General features: G+C 54.6%; 18 protein-coding genes. 12 read left to right on the top strand and 6 right to left on the bottom strand.

What is annotated here, in order from left to right; all coding sequences use genetic code 11:
• Positions 1 to 356: 356 nt before the first annotated feature.
• Positions 357 to 1,391, top strand: coding sequence for an AI-2E family transporter (locus HVZ37_RS10435; protein WP_043000765.1), 1,035 nt, complete (start codon positions 357 to 359; stop codon positions 1,389 to 1,391).
• Between the two features lie 48 nt (positions 1,392 to 1,439).
• Here HVZ37_RS10435 and pntB read toward each other — a convergent pair whose 3' ends face one another.
• A complete protein-coding gene (gene pntB, locus HVZ37_RS10430; RefSeq protein ID WP_043000766.1) occupies positions 1,440 to 2,828 on the bottom strand; it encodes a Re/Si-specific NAD(P)(+) transhydrogenase subunit beta in 1,389 nt (462 codons plus the stop codon).
• 10 nt (positions 2,829 to 2,838) lie between these two features.
• On the bottom strand, positions 2,839 to 4,368 hold the full coding sequence (gene pntA / locus HVZ37_RS10425; RefSeq protein WP_090050073.1) for a Re/Si-specific NAD(P)(+) transhydrogenase subunit alpha: 1,530 nt from the start codon (positions 4,366 to 4,368) through the stop codon (positions 2,839 to 2,841).
• A 526-nt stretch (positions 4,369 to 4,894) separates the two neighbouring features.
• Between pntA and ydgH the strand changes: the two genes are divergently transcribed.
• The 3 genes from ydgH to folM all read left to right on the top strand — a co-directional run bounded on the left by ydgH (position 4,895) and on the right by folM (position 8,189).
• The gene (gene ydgH, locus HVZ37_RS10420; RefSeq protein ID WP_043000768.1) at positions 4,895 to 5,839 is read left to right on the top strand and encodes a DUF1471 family protein YdgH; all 945 of its coding nucleotides are present in this window, start codon (positions 4,895 to 4,897) and stop codon (positions 5,837 to 5,839) included.
• A 186-nt stretch (positions 5,840 to 6,025) separates the two neighbouring features.
• Positions 6,026 to 7,408 carry an amino acid permease gene (locus HVZ37_RS10415; RefSeq protein ID WP_044265337.1) on the top strand — a complete coding sequence of 461 codons (1,383 nt, stop codon included), beginning with the start codon at positions 6,026 to 6,028 and terminating at the stop codon, positions 7,406 to 7,408.
• A gap of 58 nt (positions 7,409 to 7,466) precedes the next feature.
• On the top strand, positions 7,467 to 8,189 hold the full coding sequence (gene folM / locus HVZ37_RS10410) for a dihydromonapterin reductase (RefSeq protein ID WP_043000770.1): 723 nt from the start codon (positions 7,467 to 7,469) through the stop codon (positions 8,187 to 8,189).
• On the opposite strand, the gene HVZ37_RS10405 is transcribed toward folM, so the two are convergent.
• Complete coding sequence (locus tag HVZ37_RS10405) at positions 8,186 to 8,521, bottom strand: GlpM family protein (protein ID WP_181628405.1); 336 nt, start codon at positions 8,519 to 8,521, stop codon at positions 8,186 to 8,188. The two genes, folM and HVZ37_RS10405, sit on opposite strands and share 4 nt — an antisense overlap.
• Positions 8,522 to 8,647: 126 nt before the next feature.
• Here HVZ37_RS10405 and rstA point away from each other — a divergent pair, with 126 nt between their 5' ends.
• The 3 genes from rstA to tus all read left to right on the top strand — a co-directional run bounded on the left by rstA (position 8,648) and on the right by tus (position 11,699).
• On the top strand, positions 8,648 to 9,394 hold the full coding sequence (gene rstA, locus HVZ37_RS10400) for a two-component system response regulator RstA (RefSeq protein WP_043000771.1): 747 nt from the start codon (positions 8,648 to 8,650) through the stop codon (positions 9,392 to 9,394).
• Positions 9,395 to 10,696: a two-component system sensor histidine kinase RstB gene (gene rstB / locus HVZ37_RS10395; RefSeq protein ID WP_104010314.1), complete on the top strand. Its 1,302-nt coding sequence runs from the start codon at positions 9,395 to 9,397 to the stop codon at positions 10,694 to 10,696.
• Between the two features lie 73 nt (positions 10,697 to 10,769).
• Complete coding sequence (gene tus / locus HVZ37_RS10390) at positions 10,770 to 11,699, top strand: DNA replication terminus site-binding protein (RefSeq protein ID WP_061070157.1); 930 nt, start codon at positions 10,770 to 10,772, stop codon at positions 11,697 to 11,699.
• Here tus and fumC read toward each other — a convergent pair.
• Positions 11,696 to 13,099, bottom strand: a complete 1,404-nt coding sequence (gene fumC, locus HVZ37_RS10385) for a class II fumarate hydratase (protein WP_181628404.1) — start codon at positions 13,097 to 13,099, stop codon at positions 11,696 to 11,698. The two genes, tus and fumC, sit on opposite strands and share 4 nt — an antisense overlap.
• A 141-nt stretch (positions 13,100 to 13,240) precedes the next feature.
• A complete protein-coding gene (fumB, locus tag HVZ37_RS10380) occupies positions 13,241 to 14,887 on the bottom strand; it encodes a class I fumarate hydratase (protein ID WP_044254633.1) in 1,647 nt (548 codons plus the stop codon).
• 217 nt (positions 14,888 to 15,104) lie between these two features.
• Here fumB and manA point away from each other — a divergent pair, with 217 nt between their 5' ends.
• Both manA and HVZ37_RS10370 read left to right on the top strand, forming a co-directional pair.
• On the top strand, positions 15,105 to 16,280 hold the full coding sequence (gene manA / locus HVZ37_RS10375; RefSeq protein WP_181628403.1) for a mannose-6-phosphate isomerase: 1,176 nt from the start codon (positions 15,105 to 15,107) through the stop codon (positions 16,278 to 16,280).
• Positions 16,281 to 16,381: 101 nt separating this feature from the next.
• Entirely contained in the window at positions 16,382 to 17,863 is a 1,482-nt protein-coding gene (locus HVZ37_RS10370) for a YdgA family protein (RefSeq protein WP_044254638.1), read from the top strand.
• 26 nt (positions 17,864 to 17,889) lie between these two features.
• On the opposite strand, the gene HVZ37_RS10365 is transcribed toward HVZ37_RS10370, so the two are convergent.
• Positions 17,890 to 18,918, bottom strand: coding sequence for a Mal regulon transcriptional regulator MalI (locus tag HVZ37_RS10365; RefSeq protein WP_043000778.1), 1,029 nt, complete (start codon positions 18,916 to 18,918; stop codon positions 17,890 to 17,892).
• Between the two features lie 176 nt (positions 18,919 to 19,094).
• Here HVZ37_RS10365 and malX point away from each other — a divergent pair, with 176 nt between their 5' ends.
• From malX to add, 3 genes are all read left to right on the top strand, one after another.
• Positions 19,095 to 20,687, top strand: coding sequence for a PTS maltose transporter subunit IICB (malX, locus tag HVZ37_RS10360; RefSeq protein WP_044254641.1), 1,593 nt, complete (start codon positions 19,095 to 19,097; stop codon positions 20,685 to 20,687).
• A gap of 10 nt (positions 20,688 to 20,697) precedes the next feature.
• Positions 20,698 to 21,870 (top strand): MalY/PatB family protein, encoded by a 1,173-nt coding sequence (locus HVZ37_RS10355; RefSeq protein ID WP_181628402.1) that lies wholly within the window; start codon positions 20,698 to 20,700, stop codon positions 21,868 to 21,870.
• A gap of 102 nt (positions 21,871 to 21,972) precedes the next feature.
• Entirely contained in the window at positions 21,973 to 22,974 is a 1,002-nt protein-coding gene (gene add, locus HVZ37_RS10350) for an adenosine deaminase (protein WP_043000781.1), read from the top strand.
• Positions 22,975 to 23,003: the final 29 nt, after the last annotated feature.

The following is a 23,003-nucleotide window of genomic DNA, read 5'->3' as shown; positions in this document are numbered from 1 at the left end:
TAAAATCAGTTAGCCAGACGCGTAGCGTCAGCTCGAACAGAAGAAGGGACTAAAGCGCGTTGCGCCAGTGCTGCTCACCTGCAAGCAGGAAAGAGGAGGAAGTGCGAAGAAGAATTTGTGTAGAAAAAAACGTCCTGAACATATTGTCCATAATATTACAATTATCCGCAGTGTTGCTTCTCGTCATCGCGGATGATAATTGTCCTCGGTAGTTGAACACGCCTGATTTGTATCATAGGCCAGGAATTAACTCAAAACCTTTTCACTTCTTTACCCGAATCGTTTGATTTTTCTCAGGACGATTCGACCACAATCACATTATTATACGCGGCAAGCAGAAAAATACAGGACGCTCCATGGCAAAACCAATCATCACGCTGAACGGTCTTAAGATCGTCATTATGCTGGGAATGCTGGTGATCATTCTTACCGGTATCCGCTTTGCGGCGGATATTATTGTGCCATTTATTCTGGCGTTATTTATTGCCGTCGTCCTCAGCCCGCTGGTACAGCGGATGGTGAAACTGCGCGTTCCGCGCGTGCTGGCGATATCCTTGCTGGTGATCATCATCGTCATGGCGATGGTGTTACTGCTGGCTTACCTCGGAACGTCCCTCAACGAACTGGCGCGCACCCTGCCCCAGTATCGTTCCTCACTGGTCATTCCGCTGAAAAACCTCGAGCCCTGGCTGGTCCGCTTAGGCATCGGCGTCTCAGTGGATGAGATGGTGAAGTATATTGACCCCAACGCGGCGATGACCCTGATCACCAATTTGCTGGCGCAATTAACCAATGCCATGTCATCGATATTTTTACTCCTGCTGACAGTGGTCTTTATGCTGCTGGAAGTGCCGCAACTCCCCACTAAATTCCAGCAGATTATGGTCCGTCCGGTCGAGGGGATGGCCGCCATTCAGCGCGCCATTGATAGCGTATCGCACTATCTGGTGCTGAAAACGGCAATCAGTCTGGTCACCGGGCTGGTGGTCTGGGGCATGCTGTCGGCACTGGACGTTCGATTCGCCTTTATCTGGGGGCTGTTGGCCTTTGCACTCAACTACATCCCAAACATTGGTTCAGTGCTGGCGGCGATCCCGCCCATCATTCAGGTGTTGGCGTTTGGCGGCCTGTACGATGCGCTGGTGGTGCTGGCAGGCTATCTGATCATCAACCTGGTGTTCGGCAATATCCTTGAACCACGCATCATGGGACGCGGTCTGGGGCTCTCTACGCTGGTGGTGTTTCTGTCGTTGATCTTCTGGGGTTGGCTGCTGGGTCCCGTGGGGATGCTGCTTTCGGTACCGCTGACCATTATCGTCAAGATTGCGCTGGAACAATCCGTTGGTGGGCAAAGTATTGCCATTCTGTTAGGCGATGCAAATAAAAAGTGACCGACGTAAAAACGGCCTCCGCAGAGGCCGTTTCAACAGAACAACGGATTACAGCGCTTTCAGAATCGCATCCACGCTGGCTTTGGCATCGCCAAACAGCATATGGGTGTTCTCTTTGAAGAACAGCGGGTTCTGCACACCGGCGTAGCCGGTATTCATCGAACGTTTGAAGACAATTACGTTCTGCGCTTTCCACACTTCCAGCACCGGCATCCCAGCGATAGGACTGTTTGGATCGTCCTGCGCCGCCGGGTTCACGGTATCATTCGCGCCAATAACCAACACGGTGTCGGTATCGGCGAAATCATCGTTGATCTCGTCCATTTCCAGCACGATGTCGTAAGGCACTTTCGCTTCCGCCAACAGTACGTTCATGTGACCAGGCAGACGACCTGCCACCGGGTGGATGCCGAAACGTACCTTGATACCGCGCGCGCGCAGCTTCTCGGTAATTTCCGCGACCGGATACTGTGCCTGCGCCACCGCCATGCCGTAGCCCGGGGTGATGATCACCGTATGCGAGTTTTTCAGCATATCCGCAGTCTCCTCTGCGCTGATCTCACGGTGTTCGCCCACTTCTTCATCACCACTGGACGCCGTACCATCGGTACCAAAGCCCCCTGCAATCACGCTGATGAACGAGCGGTTCATCGCCTTACACATGATGTAAGACAGAATCGCACCGGAAGAACCCACCAGCGCACCGGTCACGATCAGCAGGTCGTTGCTCAGCATGAAGCCCGCCGCCGCTGCCGCCCAACCCGAATAGGAGTTCAGCATGGAGACCACGACCGGCATATCCGCCCCGCCAATGGACGCCACCAGGTGCCAGCCAAACGCCAGCGCAATAATGGTCATCACCAGCAGTGCCAGGACCTGCAAGCCAACGCTTTCGGTACGGACAAAAACCACCAGCAGCAGGAAAGAGACCACCAGCGCCGCGAGGTTCATTTTGTGACGGTTCGGCAGCATCAGCGGTTTAGAAGAGATCTTGCCGCGCAGCTTACCAAATGCCACCACTGAACCGGTAAAGGTCACCGCACCGATAAAGATGCCAAGGAACACTTCGGTCAGGTGAATATTAACCAGAATCGGCTCAAGGCCCGCTTCGTGATACAGATAGCTGTTGAAGCCGACCAGTACCGCAGCCAGGCCGACGAAGCTGTGCAGAATCGCCACCAGTTCCGGCATTTCGGTCATTTCAACTTTCTTCGCCAGACGAATACCAATCGCGCCGCCGATGATCATTGCCACCAGGATCCAGGCAACGTTGCCGGTGTCCGGGCCAAAAATCGTGGCAATCAGCGCAATCGCCATCCCGGCGATACCGAAGTTGTTACCCTGCTGAGACGTTTCATGTTTTGAAAGTCCCGCCAGACTGAAAATAAACAGGATCGCGGCAACAATGTATGCAGCTGTAACTAATCCTCCAGACATGTGTTACCCCTTAGTTTTTCCGGAACATTTTCAGCATGCGCTGAGTCACGGTGAAGCCACCGAAAATATTGATGCTGGCAATCAGGACCGCGATGAAGCTCAGGAAGCTAACCCAGCCCCCCTGGCCAATCTGCAATAGCGCGCCAACCACGATGATTCCCGAAATGGCGTTGGTCACGGACATCAGCGGCGTATGCAGAGCATGAGAAACGTTCCAGACCACGTAGTAGCCCACCACGCAAGACAGTGCGAACACCGTAAAGTGACCGAGGAACTCTTTCGGCGCGACGTCTGCCAGCCAGCCGAACAGAATGATCACCAGCGCCATCAGCGCGTATTTACGCCACGGCGATGCCGGTTTTTCCGGCTCTTTTGCAACCGGTGCGGCTTTCGCAGCGGCCTGCGGTTGAGCAGATACCTGAATCGGCGGTGCCGGCCAGGTAATTTCGCCGTCACGCACGACCGTGACGCCACGCACGACGACGTCGTCGAAATCAACGGTGATATTGCCGTCTTTCTCTTTGCACAGCAGTTTAAGCAGGTTAACAAGGTTGGTGCCGTACAGCTGTGAAGACTGTGTAGGCAGACGCCCTGGCAAGTCGGTATAACCGATCACCTTAACGCCGTTGGCCGTGGTTGTGACTTGATTGGCGACGGTGTATTCGCAGTTCCCGCCGTTTTGCGCCGCCAGATCGACAATCACGCTGCCCGCTTTCATGGAATCAACCATTTCGCGGGTGATCAGTTTCGGTGCTGGTTTACCCGGAATCAGCGCGGTGGTGACAATAATGTCGACCTCTTTTGCCTGCGCAGCAAACAGCGCCATTTCCGCTTTGATAAACGCTTCAGACATCACTTTGGCGTAACCGTCACCGCTTCCCGCTTCCTCTTTGAAATCCAGTTCGAGGAATTCAGCGCCCATACTCTGGACCTGTTCTTTCACTTCCGGACGGGTGTCAAAGGCACGCACAATCGCGCCCAGGCTGTTCGCAGCGCCTATGGCGGCCAGACCAGCAACACCGGCCCCGATCACCATCACTTTGGCTGGAGGGACTTTACCCGCAGCGGTGATCTGCCCGGTAAAGAAGCGGCCAAACTCGTGCGCGGCTTCCACAATCGCCCGATAACCGGCAATGTTTGCCATCGAGCTTAATGCATCCAGCGACTGCGCACGTGAAATACGCGGTACAGAATCCATTGCCATCACCGTCACATTACGCTCGGCGAGCTTTTGCATTAACTCTGGATTCTGCGCAGGCCAGATAAAGCTGACCAGCGTGGTGCCCGGATTGAGTAACGGAATTTCTGCATCTTCCGGTGCGTTAACCTTCAGAATGATCTCTGATTGCCAGACAGCGCTGCTATCGACAATTTCCGCGCCCGCTTCTACAAAAGCTTTATCGTCAAAACTCGCCAGTCCACCCGCGCCGCTCTCAACCGCGACGGTGAAACCCAACTTCAGCAGTTGCTCAACCGTTTTCGGCGTCGCTGCTACGCGGGTTTCATTGGTAAACCGTTCTTTTGGTATGCCAATTCGCATAATGTTCCCTTCCATCGGTATTTTTGATGATGGTTTGTCAGTTAACGTGGAATTGCGCAGGCAATTTCACGCAGGAGGTATAGGTTACCCCGGAAAAATAAAACAGTAACAAACTCTCTATAACGTACTGAAAATAGCGCTTGTGATCTAGCGCCAAAAAACAGTATTTGTCGGGTTATCAGCAAAACAGGAACGATTCAGCCTTCTGACCGGGATAATGACCTTCAATTCGTGGTGAAAGGCCCATAAATCGCTCATACGATGCGGCAAAACATGATTAAGCGCCACGGCAGATCAACTAATTAACATTAAATTAACTTATAAAATTCAGTACGTTCATCAGTTTTTACTGTGAAATGACCATTTTTTCGACATATCATAATTTGTTATCGACCTTGTGACCTCATCTGTTGTGTCGATTGAAAAATCACGCAGACAGTCACCGGGTTTAAATGCAATAATCAGCCACGTTTCTAGTCAATAACAATACCAGTACCTGGTTTGCGCAAGGCGAAGGATTATTTTTATGAAGCTTAAGAACACACTCCTGGCGTCCGCACTTCTTTCTGCGACGGCTTTTTCCGTAAACGCAGCAACAGAATTGACGCCGGAGCAAGCGGCAGCACTGAAACCTTACGACCGTGTCACGGTCACAGGCCGTTTTAATGCGATTGGCGATGCGGTGAAGGCCGTTAACCGCCGCGCAGATAAAGAAGGCGCCGCCTCATTTTATGTTGTCGATACATCTGATTTTGGTAACAGCGGTAACTGGCGTGTTGTTGCAGACTTCTACAAAGCCGACGCCGAGAAAGCGGAAGCCAGCAAGAACCGCGTGATCAATGGCGTGGTTGAATTGCCAAAATCAGAAGCCGTCATGCTGGAACCGTATGATACCGTTACGGTACAGGGTTTCTACCGCAGCCAGCCGGAAGTGAATGATGCCATCACCAAAGCGGCAAAAGAAAAAGACGCTTACGCCTTCTACATCGTGCGTCAGATCGATGCGAACCAGGGCGGTAACCAGCGCATTACAGCTTTTATCTATAAAAAAGATGCGAAGAAACGCGTGGTGCAGAGCCCTGACGCGATCCCGGCGGATTCCGATGCCGGTCGCGCAGCGTTAGCTGCCGGTGGCGAAGCGGCGAAAAACGTCGAAATTCCTGGCGTTGCAACTACCGCGTCGCCGAGTTCTGAAGTTGGACGTTTCTTCGAAACGCAATCCACGAAAGGTGGGCGTTACACTGTCACTCTTCCGGATGGCACCAAAGTTGAAGAGCTGAACAAAGCCACGGCGGCCATGATGGTGCCGTTCGACAGCATCAAGTTCACCGGCAACTACAGCAGCATGACTGAAGTCTCTTACCAGGTTGCCAAGCGTGCAGCGAAGCAAGGGGCTAAGTATTACCACATTACCCGCCAGTGGCAGGAACGTGGTAACAACATGACCATCAGCGCCGATCTGTATAAATAAGGCTCTCCGGTCATAAAATAAGGCGGCTTTATGCCGCCTTTCGCTTTATCAGGCACAAATTTTCCTCTGATCATTGCATGCAGTCTCTTCTCTCCGTAAAATCCCGCGCCTTAGTGGCTTTCACCATTTTTATGCGCTTTGCCACAATAATTATTCTCCATAGATCGTTTGTACCACGGGATAACCATGGAAAAGAAACTGGGACTGAGCGCTCTCACCGCGCTGGTTTTAAGCTCAATGCTTGGCGCAGGTGTTTTCAGTCTGCCGCAGAATATGGCCGCTGTCGCCAGCCCGTCGGCGTTACTTATTGGCTGGGCGATTACCGGGGCCGGGATATTGCTGCTGGCGTTTGCCATGCTAATCCTGACCCGTATCCGTCCCGAACTGGATGGCGGCATCTTCACCTATGCCCGCGAAGGTTTCGGTGAGCTGATCGGGTTCTGCTCGGCCTGGGGCTACTGGCTGTGCGCGGTGATTGCCAACGTCTCCTATCTGGTCATTGTCTTCTCTGCTCTCAGTTTCTTCACCGATACGCCGGAGTGGCGTCTGTTTGGCGACGGCAATACCTGGCAGGCGATCGTCGGTGCGTCGATTCTGCTGTGGGTGGTGCATTTTCTGGTGCTGCGCGGCGTACAAACGGCGGCCAGCATCAACCTGGTGGCAACGCTGGCGAAATTGCTGCCGCTCGGTCTGTTTATCCTGCTGGCCTTTATGGCGTTTAAGCTTGAGGTTTTCAGCCTCGACTTTACCGGCCTCGCGCTGGGTGTCCCGGTCTGGGAACAGGTTAAGAACACGATGCTCATCACGCTGTGGGTATTCATCGGTGTGGAAGGCGCGGTCGTCGTTTCGGCGCGGGCGCGTAACAAACATGATGTCGGTCGCGCCACGCTGTTAGCGGTGCTCTCTGCGCTTGCCGTTTATCTGCTGGTCACTCTGCTCTCGCTTGGCGTAGTTGCCCGCCCGGAACTGGCGGAGATCCGTAACCCGTCAATGGCAGGTCTGATGGTCAAAATGATGGGGCCGTGGGGTGAGATTATCATTGCGGCGGGTCTGATTGTCTCCGTTTGTGGAGCCTATCTGAGCTGGACGATTATGGCGGCGGAAGTCCCGTTCCTTGCCTCAACGCATAAAGCCTTCCCGCGGATTTTCGCCCGTCAAAATGCGCAAGGCGCGCCATCGGCTTCACTGTGGCTCACCAACCTCTGCGTTCAGGTCTGTCTGGTGCTGATCTGGCTAACCGGTTCGGATTACAACACGCTGCTGACCATCGCCTCAGAGATGATTCTGGTCCCCTATTTCCTCGTCGGCGCCTTCCTGCTGAAAATCGCCACCCGTCCGCTTCATCAGGCGGTAGGTGTCGGTGCATGCATTTATGGCTTATGGTTATTGTATGCTTCCGGGCCGATGCACCTGCTGCTCTCCGTGGTGCTTTATGCTCCGGGTCTGCTGGTGTTCCTGTATGCTCGTAAGACGCATACGCATGATAACGTTTTGAACCGACAGGAAATGGTTCTGATTGGTCTGTTGCTGGTTGCCGCCGTACCTGCGACCTGGCTGCTGGTGGGGTAAACGCATCCCATCGTTTGACGCTAATAGCCTGATTCGCAGGCGCATAAGGAGTTTTTCGATGGGAACCCAACACCCTCTGCCCATTTTAGTGACCGGTGGTGGCCGCCGTATCGGCCTCGCCATTGCCTGGCACTTTATCAACCAGAAACAGCCGGTGATCGTCAGTTACCGGACGCATTATCCGGCGATTGACGGGCTGACCAAAGCGGGCGCCCTGTGCATTCAGGCTGATTTCTCCACCAATGAAGGCATTCTTACCTTCGCCGATACGGTAAAAGAACGCGCCAGCGGTCTGCGCGCCATCGTCCACAATGCCAGCGCATGGATGGCAGAGAAGCCGGGAACACCGCTCTCTGATGTCCTGGCCTGTATGATGCAAATCCACGTCAATGCCCCCTATCTGCTTAACCATGCGCTCGAAGGCATGCTACGCGGGCATGGTCACGCCGCCGCTGACATCATTCATTTTACCGACTACGTTGTGGAGAAAGGCAGTGACAAGCATATCGCTTATGCCGCCAGTAAAGCGGCGCTGGATAATATGACCCGTTCATTTGCCCGCAAGCTCGCGCCAGAGGTGAAGGTCAACGCCATTGCCCCTTCGCTGATCCTGTTTAACGAGGGTGATGACGCCGAGTACCGCCAGCAGGCGCTAAACAAATCGCTGATGAAAACGGCTCCGGGGGAAAAGGAGGTGATCGATTTAATCGATTATCTGCTAACCAGTTGTTTTGTGACGGGTCGTAGCTTCGCCGTAGACGGTGGCCGTCATCTGCGTTAGTGCAGTTTGACCCAGCAAAAGATCAGCAGCCAGGCGCTCAGGCACCAGCAGATCACTGCCCCGCCCAGCGCCACTGGCAGCTTCAGAAAACCAGTGAAATACCACAGCGAAACGAGATAGACAAAATAGGGAATAATCGACCACATGCTGAAGACAATGGTCGTTCTTAGCGCGTCAATGCCCCGCTCGCTGGCCACGATATAATGGGCAATCAGCGCGAATGTCGGGAACAGCGGGATGAGTCCTGCGATGTAGTAATTCTTCGTTTTTGCCAGCAACCCAATCAACACCACAACCAGCGCACCCAGCACGGCTTTAATCACGAGTCCCATTACCTTGCCTTTACACATCAATAACATCAGCAACCAGCATAACGGAAGCATCACCGTTTAGGAAAGATTAATGGAAGGTAACGCCCCGGCGGTGTATGTTGACGTTTTTGATCGGCAATCAAGACGATGAACACGATTGTATTTGTTGAAGACGATCCTGAGGTCGGCGCGCTCATTGCGGCCTATCTGGCTAAACACGATTTCGATGTGATTGTCGAGCCGCGTGGCGATCTGGCTGAAGCGCGGATCCTCCAGGTTCAGCCGGACCTGGTATTGCTGGATATTATGCTCCCCGGTAAAGACGGCATGACCCTCTGTCGTGACCTGCAAGGGCAATGGCAGGGCCCGATCGTCCTCCTCACTTCGCTGGACAGCGACATGAACCACATCCTGGCGCTGGAAATGGGCGCCTGCGATTACATCCTGAAGACCACGCCGCCAGCGGTCTTGCTGGCCCGTCTGCGGCTGCATCTGCGACAGAGCGATCAGTCAGGCCATAGCAAAGGGATTCAGCCTGCCGCCGTCACGCCGCATAAAACGCTGCGCTTTGGTTCCCTGACTATCGACCCCATCAACCGTGTCGTTTTGCTCAGTGGTGAACAGGTTATACTTTCCACCGCGGATTTCGAACTGCTATGGGAACTCGCCACGCACGCCGGTCAGATTATGGACCGCGATGCGCTGCTGAAAAATCTGCGCGGTGTAAGCTACGACGGCATGGATCGCAGCGTCGATGTCGCCATTTCGCGTCTGCGTAAGAAACTGCTCGATAATGCGGCTGAACCCTATCGTATTAAAACGGTACGCAATAAAGGCTATCTGTTTGCCCCGCACGCCTGGGATGATGTGCCATCACGGCATTCGGGGATGTAAATGAAGAAACTGTTCGTGCAGTTTTATCTCCTGCTGTTTGTCTGCTTTCTGGTGATGACCCTGCTGGTCGGGCTGGTGTATAAATTCACCGCAGAGCGGGCTGGCAGGCAGTCGCTCGATGACCTGATGAAAAGCTCGCTGTATCTGATGCGCAGCGAGTTACGCGAGATCCCGCCGCGCGACTGGGGTAAAACGCTCAAAGAGATGGACCTCAATCTCTCTTTTGACCTGCGCGTTGAGCCACTGACAAAATTCACGCTGGATGATCAGAGTATGCAGCGTCTGCGTGAAGGCGACATCATTGCACTCGACGATCAGTACACCTTCATTCAGCGCATTCCGCGCAGTCATTACGTGCTGGCCGTGGGTCCCGTACCCTATCTCTATTTTCTCCATCAGATGCGCCTGCTGGATATCGCGCTGATGGCGTTTATCGCCATCTCACTGGCTTTTCCGGTATTTATCTGGATGCGTCCTCACTGGCAGGAAATGCTGCGACTGGAGGCCGCTGCCCAGCGGTTCGGTAAAGGTCATCTCAGTGAACGGCTGCATTTTGACAGCGGCTCCAGTTTTGAACGGCTGGGCATTGCTTTTAATCAGATGGCGGACAATATCAATGCGTTGATTGCCAGTAAAAAACAGCTGATCGACGGAATTGCCCATGAATTGCGCACCCCGCTGGTTCGCCTGCGCTACCGACTGGAGATGAGTGAAAATCTCACGGAACAAGAATCTCTGGCGCTCAATCGCGATATCGGACAGCTCGAAGCCTTAATTGAGGAGCTGTTAACCTACGCCCGCCTCGACAGGCCGCAGAATGAACTGCATCTTAGCGAGCCGGATCTCCCGGCCTGGCTCACAGCGCATATTGATGATGTGCAAAGCGTGAATCCTGATCGTACATTGCAGGTTCCGCATCTCGCCCGAGGCAACTACGGTGCGCTGGATATGCGACTGATGGAGCGCGTGCTGGATAATCTGCTGAACAACGCGCTGCGCTACTGCCAGTCCACGGTGCAGATAAGCCTGCAGCTCAGCGATCGTTTCGCCACGCTGACTGTCGACGATGACGGACCGGGCATTGCCCCGGAAGCCAGGGAGACTGTTTTTGAGCCTTTTGTCCGTCTGGATCCGAGTCGGGACCGCGCCACCGGCGGGTGCGGTCTGGGTCTGGCGATTGTCTATTCCATCGCCCAGGCGATGGGTGGCACGGTGAGCTGCGGGGAAAGTGAACTGGGTGGCGCTCGCTTCAGCTTTTGTTGGCCGATCTGGCACACAATTCCTGAATTAACCGCTGGCTGACGCTATTCGCACGGTAGTCGCAGGCGAGATAACGTGCTATACATTGAGTATGTTGTAACTAATGAGGTGCGCAATGGCCCGTTACGATCTTGTCGACAGACTGAACACCACATTTCGCCAGATGGAGCAGACGCTGGCTGAACTAACGCAAGCGCTCGGAGAACATCATCTGATGATTGCCCGTGTCTTTTCGCTGCCGGAGGTAACCAAAGAGGCCGAGCACGCCCCGCTGGATACCATTGCGGTGAAGCAGCATCTGGGTAAAGAGGCCGAAGCGTTGGCGCTGGCGCACTATCGCCACCTGTTTATTCAGCAGCAGTCCGAAACACGTAGCAGTAAAGCGGCGGTGCGTCTGCCGGGCGTGCTGTGCTATCAGGTGGGCAGTGCCAGCCAGGCGGCGCTGGAAAATCTGGTACAGCGCATCAATCAGTTGAAAACCACTTTTGAGCATATTGTCACCGTGGAGTCCGGTTTGCCGTCTGCGGCGCGCTTTGAATGGGTCCATCGCCATCTGCCGGGGCTGATTACGCTCAATGCCTATCGGACGCTGACGGTGATAAACGATCCGGCGACGTTGCGTTTTGGCTGGGCGAATAAACATATCATCAAGAATTTGCAACGCGATGAGGTACTGGCGCAACTGGAAAAGAGTCTGAATACGCCGCGCAGCGTACATCCCTGGACCCGCGAGGAGTGGCAGGCAAAACTGGAGCGTGAATATCAGGATATCGCCGCCCTGCCACAACAGGCAAAACTCAAAATTAAGCGTCCGGTCAAAGTCCAGCCCATTGCCCGGGTCTGGTACAAAGGCGAGCAAAAGCAGGTACAGCATGCCTGCCCTACGCCGCTTATCGCGTTGATCAATACGGAAAACGGCGCAGGTATGCCGGATATTGGCGAGCTACTGAACTACGATGCCGAAAACATACAGCATCGCTTTAAACCGCAGGCACAGCCGCTGCGTCTGATAATTCCGCGGCTGCACCTCTATGTGGCGGATTAACGACCTGGTTTCATACTGCCGACCATCTGCTCTGGCCGCACCCAGTTGTCAAACTCCACTTCGGTGAGATAGCCCAGCGCCAGAGCCGCAGCTTTCAGCGTCAGCCCCTCTTTATGTGCTTTCTTGGCGATTTCCGCCGCTTTGTCGTAGCCGATATGGGTATTCAACGCGGTGACAAGCATCAGTGATTCATTGAGCAACTGATTAATCCGCTCACGATTGGGTTCGATACCGACCGCACAATGCTCGTTGAAACTTTCCATACCGTCCGCCAGCAGACGCACCGATTGCAGGAAGTTGTGGATCACCATCGGACGGAAGACGTTCAGTTCGAAGTTACCTGATGCGCCGCCGATGTTGATCGCCACATCGTTCCCCATCACCTGACAACACAGCATCGTCAGCGCCTCACACTGGGTTGGGTTAACCTTGCCCGGCATGATCGAGCTGCCCGGTTCATTTTCCGGGATGGCGATTTCGCCAATGCCACAGCGTGGCCCCGACGCCAGCCAGCGCACATCGTTGGCGATTTTCATTAGCGACGCCGCCAGCCCTTTCAGCGCGCCGTGAGCATGAACCAGCGCATCACAGGTCGCCAGCGCTTCGAACTTGTTCGGCGCGGTGACAAAGGGAGCCTGGGTGATGGCCGCCAGTTCATCGGCGACGCGACGGGCATATTCCGGATGCGTATTCAGCCCGGTGCCGACCGCTGTTCCGCCCAACGCCAGTTCCGCCACGTGCGGCAGACTGTTTTCAATGTGCCGCAGGTTATGTTCTAACATCGCTACCCAGCCAGAAATCTCCTGTCCCAGCGTCAGCGGCGTGGCGTCCTGGAGATGAGTACGGCCAATTTTGACAATATCGGCGAAAGCGTCTGATTTCTCGTTCAGCGTCTTCATCAACACCTGCAACTGCGGAATCAATTGATTACGCAACGCCAGCAGCGCAGCCACATGCATTGCCGTCGGGAAGACGTCGTTCGAACTCTGGCTCTTGTTGACGTCATCATTTGGATGGACTTTGCGCTCCATGCCGCGAACGCCGCCCAACAACTCACTGGCCCGGTTTGCCAGCACTTCGTTCATATTCATGTTGCTTTGCGTACCCGACCCGGTCTGCCAGATAGCCAGAGGGAATTCTTCCGCGTGTTTATCTGCCAGCACCTCATCCGCGGCCTGCATAATGGCGGCAGCTTTGTCGGCGGCCAGCAACCCTAAATCGTCGTTAACCTTTGCCGCTGCGCGCTTGGTGAGCGCCAGCGCGTGGATCAGCGAGACGGGCATTTTCTCGGTGGAGATCCGAAAATGCTCAAGTGAACGTTGGGTTTGTGCCCCCCACAGTTTATCTGCCGGGACATCAATCGCGCCCATCGAATCTTTCTCGCTGCGTACCGTTACCATGACCTGCTCCTTAGATAATGAATTGATTAGGTTATGTTCGACATTGCCCACATGCTTGCGGTCTTATGAGTATCAACGATGACAGCACCACCGTTTGGTGGTTTGTGCGATAAAAAAAACCGCCCCGAAGGGCGGCTGACGTTACTTAACGCAGCGTGCGCACTGCGACGTCTGAATCTGCTGGAAGAAGTCGTTTCCTTTATCGTCAACGAGAATAAAGGCCGGGAAATCTTCGACTTCGATTTTCCAGATCGCTTCCATTCCCAGTTCCGGATACTCCACGCACTCCAGGCTCTTGATGCTGCCCTGCGCCAGTACGGCCGCCGGACCACCAATGCTGCCGAGGTAGAATCCGCCGTGTTTTTGACAGGCGTCAGTCACCTGCTGACTGCGGTTACCCTTCGCCAGCATGATCATACTCCCGCCCTGCGACTGAAGCTGATCAACATACGAATCCATACGCCCGGCGGTGGTCGGACCGAGTGAACCGGAGGCATAGCCTTCTGGCGTCTTCGCCGGACCGGCGTAGTAAATCGGGTGATCTTTTACATACTGCGGCAGCCCTTCGCCATTATCCATCCGCTCTTTTAATTTAGCGTGCGCGATATCACGAGCAACAATGATCGTGCCGTTCAGGGAAAGACGGGTCGACACCGGGTATTGCGACAGCTGTTCGAGGATCGCTTTCATTGGACGATTCAGGTCAACACGAACCGCTTCCCCTTCGCCCGCTTTACGCAGTTCTTCAGGAATGTATTTACCCGGATTGTGCTCCAGCTTCTCGATCCAGATGCCTTTACGGTTGATCTTCGCTTTGATGTTGCGATCTGCTGAGCAGGAGACGCCCATCCCGACCGGACAGGATGCGCCGTGGCGCGGCAGACGGATCACGCGAATATCGTGGGCAAAGTATTTGCCGCCAAACTGCGCGCCTAAACCAAGGTTTTGCGCCTCCGTCAGCAGTTCATTTTCCAGCTCGACGTCACGGAACGCCTGACCATGTTCATTCCCTTCGGTCGGCAGTTCGTCATAGTATTTCGCCGACGCCAGCTTCACGGTTTTCAGGTTCGCCTCTGCCGACGTCCCACCGATCACAAAGGCGATGTGGTATGGCGGACATGCTGCGGTTCCCAGCGTCCGCATCTTCTCAACCAGGTAGTTTTTCAGTTTGCCCGGTGTGAGCAGCGCTTTGGTTTCCTGATAGAGATAAGTCTTGTTTGCGGAGCCGCCGCCCTTCGCGATGCAAAGGAATTTGTATTCATCGCCATCGACGCTGTAGAGGTCAATCTGCGCCGGCAGGTTGGTGCCGGTGTTCACCTCTTTATACATATCCAGCGCGGCGTTTTGCGAGTAGCGCAGGTTATCTTCGATGTAGGTGTTGTATACCCCACGCGCCAGCGCCGCCTCATCACCACCACCGGTCCAGACGCGCTGGCCTTTTTTGCCGACAATAATCGCCGTGCCGGTATCCTGGCAGGTTGGCAAAATACCCTTCGCCGCGATGTCAGAGTTGCGCAGGAACTGCAGCGCCACATATTTGTCGTTTTCGCTGGCGTCCGGGTCGCGCAGAATATCAGCAACCTGTTGTTGGTGTGCGGGGCGCAGCATAAATGAGGCGTCATGGAAGGCCTGGCGCGCGAGCAGTGTTAACGCTTCCGGATCGACTTTAAGGATCTCTTGTCCTTCAAATTCGGCGACGGAGACGTATTCACTGGTCAGCAGGGTGTATTCGGTATCATCCTTTTTAAGGGGAAAAGGATCCTGATAATGAAAGGGTTTGTTTGACATTGTTCTCTCACTTACTGCTCGGTCTGATTTTCTTAGGCTTCAGGGCAGATGTTCCATTGCCCTCGTTAAAAGCGAGTTACACTATCCTACACAATTTTTTAACAAAAACTGAGACAAGTACGACTTTTTGCGCCCACAGGTTACTTCCCACAGGTTTCTTGCTTTAATAGTCGAATTAAGTTCCCACTGATTTCCAACTTGCAACAGGGCATTGAACATGCAAAAACTCATCAACTCCGTGCAGAACTACGCCTGGGGAAGTAAAACGGCGCTGACGGAACTCTATGGTCTGGCGAATCCGCAGCAGTTACCTATGGCAGAGCTGTGGATGGGCGCCCACCCGAAAAGCAGTTCAAAAATTGAAGATGCCAGCGGTCAGGTCGTCTCGCTGCGTGATGTGATTGACGGCAATCAATCCGCGCTGCTGGGTGATGCCGTGGCAGAGCGCTTCGGCGAATTGCCGTTCCTGTTCAAAGTGCTGTGCGCCGCGCAGCCGCTGTCCATCCAGGTGCATCCGAACAAGCGCAATTCTGAAATTGGCTTCGCTAAAGAGAACGCCGCCGGTATCCCGATGGATGCCGCAGAGCGCAACTACAAAGATCCCAATCACAAGCCGGAGCTGGTCTTCGCGCTGACCCCGTTCCTTGCCATGAACGCGTTTCGCGAGTTCTCTGAAATCGTTTCGCTGCTGCAACCGGTGGCTGGCGCACACACTGCCATCGCTCATTTTCTCGAACAGCCCAACGCCGAGCGGCTGAGCCAGTTGTTTGCCGCTCTGTTAAGTATGCAGGGTGAGGAGAAATCCCGTGCGCTGGCAATTCTGAAAGCGGCGCTGGAAACCCAGCAAGGCGAGCCGTGGCAGACCATCCGTCTTATCGCGGAGTTTTACCCGGACGACAGCGGCCTCTTCTCACCTCTGCTACTGAACGTGGTGAAGCTCAATCCAGGTGAAGCGATGTTCCTGTTCGCCGAAACGCCGCATGCCTATCTGCAAGGTGTGGCGCTGGAAGTGATGGCCAACTCCGATAACGTGCTGCGCGCGGGTCTGACGCCGAAATACATCGACATTCCGGAACTGGCTGCCAATGTGAAGTTTGAAGCAAAACCGGCGAACCAGTTGTTGACCACGCCGGTGAAACATGGCGCGGAACTTGATTTCCCGATCCCGGTTAATGATTTCGCGTTCTCCCTGCACGACCTGTCTGCGCAAGAAACCGCGATTGACCAGCAAAGCGCCGCGATACTCTTCTGCGTTGAGGGCGAAGCTATCCTACGCAAAGGCGAGCAGCGCCTGGTGCTGAAACCGGGAGAATCGGCATTTATCAGCGCCGAAGAGTCGCCGGTGAGCGTCAGCGGCGTGGGCCGTGTGGCGCGGGTTTACAACAAACTCTAGCAACTTACTGAATTTTGTAGTTACTCTTGCTAAGCTTGTAATCGGCTTATGACTTTGCCAGGCGGTCTCTACCGCCTGGTTTCATTTTATGGATAAACAATATGAAAAAATCGCTGGTAGCTGCAGGTGTGATTGTCGCACTCGGCGTCGTCTGGACGGGCGGTGCGTGGTACACAGGTAAAAAGCTGGAAACCCATCTTGCTGAGATGGTCGACCAGGCCAATGCGCAGATTAAACTCACCGCGCCGGAAGCAAACGTGGAACTCGCTTATCAGAACTATCAGCGTGGCATCTTCAGCAGCCAGTTACAGTTGGTGCTCAAGCCGGTGGCCGGAAAAGAAAATCCCTGGCTGAAAGCAGGCCAAAGCGTGGTGCTTGACGAATCCGTCGATCACGGCCCCTTCCCGTTCGCGCAACTGAAAACCTTTAATCTTCTGCCGTCGATGGCCTCGGTGAAGACGACCCTGGTCAACAATGACGTCAGCAAACCGCTCTTTGAGATGGCGAAAGGTGAAACGCCTTTTGAGATCAATTCGCGAATCAGCTACAGCGGCGATACCCGTTCCGCAATGTCGCTGAAACCGCTGAACTACGAAAAAGGGGCGGAGAAAGTCGCCTTCAGCGGCGGCGAATTTATTTTCAATGCCGATAAAGAAGGCAACGTGGTTTCCCTTTCCGGTGAAGCGAAGAGCGGTCTGGTCGATGCGGTGAACGAATACGATCAAAAGGTCCAGCTCTCCTTTAACGACCTGAAAACAGAAGGTTCCAGCACGCTTGCCAGCTTTGGTGAGCGCGTCGGCGATCAGAAAGTCACGATTGGGAAAATGGCCCTCGCCGTTGAAGGCAAAGAGATGGCGCTGCTGGAAGGCATGGAGATCAGTGGGAAGACCGATCTCGTGGATGACGGTAAAACCATCAACAGCCAACTGGATTACACCCTGAACAGCCTCAAGGTTCAGAATCAGGATCTGGGAAGCGGCAAGCTGACGCTGAAAGTCGGTCAGATTGACGGCGCGGCATGGCATCAGTTTAGCCAGCAGTATAATGCCCAGACCCAGGCGCTGTTATCGCAGCCGGACGTGGCGGACAACCCGGAACTGTATCAGCAGAAAGTGACCGAAGCTTTCTTTGGTGCCCTGCCGCTGTTGATGAAAGGCGAACCGGTCATTACCATTGCGCCGTTGAGCTGGAAAAATGCCAAAGGCGAAACGGCGCTGAATTTGTCCCTGTTCCTGAAGGATCCGGCCACCGCGCAAGGTGAACCGCAAACGCTGGCCGACGAAGTCGACCGCTCGGTGAAATCGCTCGACGGTAAGCTGTCGATTCCGGTGGATATGGCCGTTGAGTTTATGACTCAGGTCGCCCGTCTGGAAGGTTATCAGCAGGATGAAGCCGCTAAACTTGCCAACCAGCAGGTGAAAGGCCTGGCCGCGATGGGACAGATGTTCCGCATTACCACCCTTGAAGACAACACCATTGGCACCAGCCTGCAGTACGCGAATGGTCAGGTGACCTTAAACGGGAAGAAGATGCCGCTGGAGGAGTTTGTCGGAATGTTCGGCATGGTGCTGCCCCAGCCGTAATCACCAGAACCCCTCTGCGGAGGGGTTTATTCTTGCACCACCAGTCGCGCAGATAGCGTCTGACTGCGGGTGTGACTTTCCTCACGCGCAATGCGTTGCAGGATGCGTTCCGCCAGACTGTAGCCCATTTCCCGCGCCGGCATTGTCGCCCAGACAATTGGCAGATCGTCCAGCGCGTTTTCCGCCACATCGGCAAAGGCGCCTAATGAAACCTGCTGCTCAAAGTAGCGATCAACCCCCACTTCACCGCTCTGCCGTCCCGCCCGCATCAGGCCAAACCATGCGCCCATCGCAATCGTTTCGTTGTAGCACACCACGGCGCTGATGGTCGGATTGCGTCGTAGTAACGCGCCGATGGCCTCGGCGGCCTGCTTCTGGCTGGATGCGCATTCCATGACCCAGTCGCTGTGAAACGGTAAACCGTATTTCAGCAGTGTCGCACAGTAGCCGCCGACGCGTTCCGCACGCGTTAATGATGAACTCTGCCCACCCAACCATGCGATGCGCTGATGACCGTGACGAATCAGATGCTCCGTCAACAGTTGCGCGGCCTGCATATTGTCCGGACGCACGGTATCTACGTCGTCCAGATAACTGGCTCGCGAGGCGAAAACCACCGGAATGCCCTTTTCTTCCGCCATCAGGCGCAGGTCATCGCTGCTGCCCGCCGCCCCGGCGATCACCACGCCGTCAACGCCCTGATTCAAGAGCATGGCAAAACGCTGCGCCAGTTGTTCACCATCCTGACCACCATGCAACAAAAACGCCATCCGGCCCTGTGCTTCCAGTGCTTCCGTTAATCCCGCCGTCAGTTCAGCATAAAACGGAGCCGACAGATCGCGGACAATCAATCCAATCACTCCGCTCTGGCCCCCCCGTAACACCGAAGCCTGACGGTTACGCACAAAACCGAGTTGTTCTATCGCCGCATTCACCCGTTCGCCGGTGGCGGTTGAAATACGACCTTTGCCGCTGAGTACCAGTGAAACCGTGCTGACGGAGACGCCCGCCGCCAGTGCAACATCGTGGATAGTGATTTTTTTGGCTATGGCCATAAAAACGCCAGACTCCCTGATAATGTGACAGATAAAACGTTTTATCTATTACTTCTATTTATACGCGTTAATATCGTCTGATAATGTGATTTTCACCGCACTAAAAAGTGATAAAACGTTTTATCTTCTTGATCAAATTTTCTCATTACCGATGGATTTGCACAAGGAGTCGTTAGATGACGGCGAAAACAACACCAAAAATTACGCTGTGGGAATTTTTCCAGCAGTTAGGGAAAACGTTTATGCTGCCCGTGGCGCTGCTTTCGTTTTGCGGGATTATGCTGGGGATTGGCAGTTCGCTAAGCAGCCACGATGTGATCACCCTGCTTCCGGCACTGGGTAATCCGGTGCTACAGGCCATCTTTACCTGGATGAGCAAAGTTGGCTCCTTTGCCTTCAGTTTCCTGCCGGTGATGTTCTGTATTGCGATTCCGCTCGGGCTGGCGCGCGAAAACAAAGGCGTGGCGGCGTTTGCCGGTTTTGTCGGTTACGCGGTAATGAACCTCGCCGTTAACTTCTGGCTGACAGCAAAGGGTATTCTGCCGACCACCGATGCGGCGGTCCTGAAAGCCAACAACATCCAGAATATCCTCGGTATTCAGTCAATTGACACCGGGATCCTCGGTGCGGTAATCGCCGGTATTATCGTGTGGATGCTGCACGAGCGTTTTCATAACATTCGTTTGCCGGATGCGCTGGCCTTCTTCGGCGGCACCCGCTTTGTCCCAATCGTCTCCTCAGTGGTGATGGGACTGGTTGGTCTGGTGATCCCGTTGGTGTGGCCGGTTTTCGCGATGGGGATCAGCGGTCTGGGTCATATGATTAACAGTGCGGGCGACTTTGGTCCGATGCTGTTTGGTACGGGCGAACGCCTGCTGTTGCCGTTTGGTTTGCATCACATTCTGGTGGCGTTAATTCGTTTTACCGACGCCGGGGGCACCCAGGAAGTGTGCGGTCATACGGTGAGCGGCGCGCTGACCATTTTCCAGGCGCAACTGAGTTGCCCGACCACGCAGGGCTTCTCAGAAAGCGCCACCCGCTTCCTGTCACAGGGTAAAATGCCGGCATTTCTCGGCGGCTTGCCAGGTGCGGCGTTAGCGATGTACCACTGCGCGCGTCCTGAGAATCGTCACAAGATCAAAGGGCTGCTGATCTCGGGTCTGATTGCCTGCGTCGTTGGCGGCACCACGGAACCACTGGAATTCCTGTTCCTGTTTGTCGCTCCGGTGCTGTATGTCATTCACGCATTGCTGACCGGTCTGGGCTTTACCATGATGTCGGTTCTGGGTGTGACTATCGGTAATACTGACGGCAATATCATTGACTTTGTGGTGTTTGGGATCCTCCACGGACTGTCCACCAAATGGTATCTGGTACCGGTCGTCGCGGCAGTCTGGTTCGTGGTGTACTATGCTATCTTCCGCTTCGCTATCACTCGCTTTAACCTCAAAACACCGGGTCGTGACAGTGAGATTGCCAGCTCGATCGAAAAAGCCGTTGCCGGTACGCCGGGAAAATCAGGTTATAACGTACCTGCTATTCTGGCTGCGCTGGGCGGTGCGGATAACATCGTTAGTCTGGATAACTGCATTACCCGACTGCGTCTTTCTGTTAAGGATATGTCGCAGGTTGATGTGCAGGCGCTGAAGGACAATCGTGCCATCGGTGTCGTGCAGTTGAATCAACATAACCTGCAGGTGGTGATTGGCCCGCAGGTCCAGTCGGTTAAAGATGAAATGGCCGGTCTGATGAACACCGTTCAGGCATAAGGACACGCACATGTTTGATTTTTCACAGGTTGTTGACCGTCACGGTACATGGTGCACGCAATGGGATTACGTAGCCGATCGCTTCGGCACTGCCGACCTGCTGCCGTTTACTATCTCTGATATGGATTTCGCGACGGCTCCCTGCATCCTGGAGGCGCTGAATCAGCGCCTCGCTCACGGTGTGCTGGGCTACAGTCGCTGGCAGAATGAGGCGTTTCTCGGCGCGGTTGCCCACTGGTTTGCCCGGCGCCACAATACGCGTATCGATACCGGATCGCTGGTGTATGGCCCTTCCGTGATCTATATGGTGTCACAGCTCATCCGCCAGTGGTCTTCTGTCGGTGACGGCGTGGTGCTCCATACCCCTGCCTATGACGCGTTCTATAAGGCTATCGAAGGCAATCAGCGCCATGTTGTTCCGGTGGCACTGGAACAGCGCAATGGCCACTGGCATTGCGATATAGAGAAACTGGATGCGGCGCTGGCGCGCCCGGAAAGTAAAATTTTGCTGCTGTGCAGTCCGCATAACCCAACCGGTAAAGTCTGGACGCGCGAGGAACTGGAAGCGATGGCGGAACGCTGCCAGCGTCACGGCGTGCGGGTCATATCTGATGAAATTCATATGGATATGGTCTGGGGCGAACAGCCGCACATCCCCTGGAGCAATGTGGCGCGTGACAATTGGGCGCTGTTTACCTCTGGCTCCAAAAGCTTCAATATTCCGGCGTTGACCGGCGCTTACGGGATGATTGAAGACGCTGACAGTCGTGATACGTATCTCAACGCGTTGAAAGGTCGCGACGGTCTGTCCTCTCCCGCCGTGCTGGCACTGACTGCTCATATCGCGGCCTATGAACAGGGTGAGCCGTGGCTGGACGCGCTACGGGCGTATCTCCGGGACAATCTACACTACATTGCAGATACGCTGAACGACGCTTTTCCTGAACTTAACTGGCCGGTGCCGCAGTCGACCTATCTCGCGTGGATCGATCTGCGGGCATTAAACGTTGATGATAATGCATTGCAGAATGCGCTGATTCAGCAGGAAAAAATCGCCATCATGCCCGGCTTTACTTACGGTGATGAAGGACGCGGTTTTGTACGACTGAATGCCGGTTGTCCACGTTCAAAACTCGAAAAAGGCGTGAACGGATTAATTAACGCGATCCGATCAGTACGCTGACCCCGGTTGCGCAATGGAATTAATCATTGCGCAACATAGCTTTTCTCCTGCTTTTGTTTTTATAATAGCGCGCACTTTTATATACGAATAATGAGTGCGACCATGATTGATAATTCCCTGCCGTTAACTGACATTCATCGCCACCTTGATGGTAACATCCGGGCACAAACCATTCTGGATCTTGGCCGCCAGTTCAATTTGCCCCTCCCCGCGCAAACCCTTGAAACGCTGATCCCTCATGTACAGGTCACGGCCACTGAACCGGATCTGGTTAGCTTTCTGTCGAAACTGGACTGGGGCGTGAAAGTCTTAGCGTCCCTCGACGCCTGTCGCCGCGTCGCGTTTGAAAATATCGAAGACGCCGCCCGCAATGGCCTGCACTATGTAGAACTGCGTTTTTCTCCGGGCTACATGGCAATGACACATCAGCTGCCGGTTGCTGGCGTGGTGGAAGCGGTCATCGCTGGCGTACATGAAGGCTGTAAAACCTTTGGCGTGCAGGCGCAACTGATAGGCATCATGAGCCGGACCTTCGGCGAGGCCGCGTGTCTACAGGAGCTGGAAGCACTGCTGGCGCACCGCGATCGGATCACCGCGCTTGACCTTGCCGGTGATGAACTGGGCTTCCCCGGCAGCCTGTTCCTGTCCCATTTCAACCGCGCGCGTGACGCAGGCTGGCACATTACGGTGCACGCCGGAGAAGCTGCCGGTCCGGAAAGCATCTGGCAGGCCATTCGCGAACTGGGTGCGGAACGCATCGGCCACGGCGTGAAAGCGGTTGAGGATCCGGCGCTGATGGATTTCCTCGCGGAACAACGGATTGGCATCGAATCCTGTCTGACGTCGAATATTCAGACCAGCACCGTGGCATCATTGTCCGCGCATCCGCTGAAAACGTTCCTCGAGCATGGCGTCCTCGCCAGCCTGAATACTGACGATCCGGCGGTTCAGGGAGTGGATATCATTCACGAATATACCGTTGCGGCACCGGCAGCAGGACTGAGCCGTGAGCAGATTCGTCAGGCACAGATTAACGGACTGGAAATCGCCTTCCTGAACGCGGCGGAAAAACAGGCGCTGCGAGAAAAAGTGGCGGCGGCATAGCGAAAAGAGGCCCGTCGTGATTCATCGGG

Origin of the sequence: Citrobacter sp. RHB35-C17 (assembly GCF_013816795.1) — a bacterium.
GTDB classification, from domain to species: domain Bacteria; phylum Pseudomonadota; class Gammaproteobacteria; order Enterobacterales; family Enterobacteriaceae; genus Citrobacter_A; species Citrobacter_A amalonaticus.
This window is presented reverse-complemented; position numbering and strand designations above follow the sequence as displayed.

Bases quoted from the DNA above. Each gene is read 5' to 3' on its own strand.
- HVZ37_RS10415 (WP_044265337.1), top strand. From the start codon at position 6,026: ATGGAAAAGAAACTGGGACTGAGCGCTCTCACCGCGCTGGTTTTAAGC.
- fumB (WP_044254633.1), bottom strand. From the start codon at position 14,887: ATGTCAAACAAACCCTTTCATTATCAGGATCCTTTTCCCCTTAAAAAG.
- fumC (WP_181628404.1), bottom strand. From the start codon at position 13,099: ATGGTAACGGTACGCAGCGAGAAAGATTCGATGGGCGCGATTGATGTC.
- HVZ37_RS10355 (WP_181628402.1), top strand. From the start codon at position 20,698: ATGTTTGATTTTTCACAGGTTGTTGACCGTCACGGTACATGGTGCACG.
- malX (WP_044254641.1), top strand. From the start codon at position 19,095: ATGACGGCGAAAACAACACCAAAAATTACGCTGTGGGAATTTTTCCAG.
- ydgH (WP_043000768.1), top strand. From the start codon at position 4,895: ATGAAGCTTAAGAACACACTCCTGGCGTCCGCACTTCTTTCTGCGACG.
- manA (WP_181628403.1), top strand. From the start codon at position 15,105: ATGCAAAAACTCATCAACTCCGTGCAGAACTACGCCTGGGGAAGTAAA.
- HVZ37_RS10435 (WP_043000765.1), top strand. From the start codon at position 357: ATGGCAAAACCAATCATCACGCTGAACGGTCTTAAGATCGTCATTATG.
- pntB (WP_043000766.1), bottom strand. From the start codon at position 2,828: ATGTCTGGAGGATTAGTTACAGCTGCATACATTGTTGCCGCGATCCTG.
- add (WP_043000781.1), top strand. From the start codon at position 21,973: ATGATTGATAATTCCCTGCCGTTAACTGACATTCATCGCCACCTTGAT.
- HVZ37_RS10365 (WP_043000778.1), bottom strand. From the start codon at position 18,918: ATGGCCATAGCCAAAAAAATCACTATCCACGATGTTGCACTGGCGGCG.
- rstB (WP_104010314.1), top strand. From the start codon at position 9,395: ATGAAGAAACTGTTCGTGCAGTTTTATCTCCTGCTGTTTGTCTGCTTT.
- tus (WP_061070157.1), top strand. From the start codon at position 10,770: ATGGCCCGTTACGATCTTGTCGACAGACTGAACACCACATTTCGCCAG.
- pntA (WP_090050073.1), bottom strand. From the start codon at position 4,368: ATGCGAATTGGCATACCAAAAGAACGGTTTACCAATGAAACCCGCGTA.
- HVZ37_RS10405 (WP_181628405.1), bottom strand. From the start codon at position 8,521: ATGGGACTCGTGATTAAAGCCGTGCTGGGTGCGCTGGTTGTGGTGTTG.
- folM (WP_043000770.1), top strand. From the start codon at position 7,467: ATGGGAACCCAACACCCTCTGCCCATTTTAGTGACCGGTGGTGGCCGC.
- rstA (WP_043000771.1), top strand. From the start codon at position 8,648: ATGAACACGATTGTATTTGTTGAAGACGATCCTGAGGTCGGCGCGCTC.
- HVZ37_RS10370 (WP_044254638.1), top strand. From the start codon at position 16,382: ATGAAAAAATCGCTGGTAGCTGCAGGTGTGATTGTCGCACTCGGCGTC.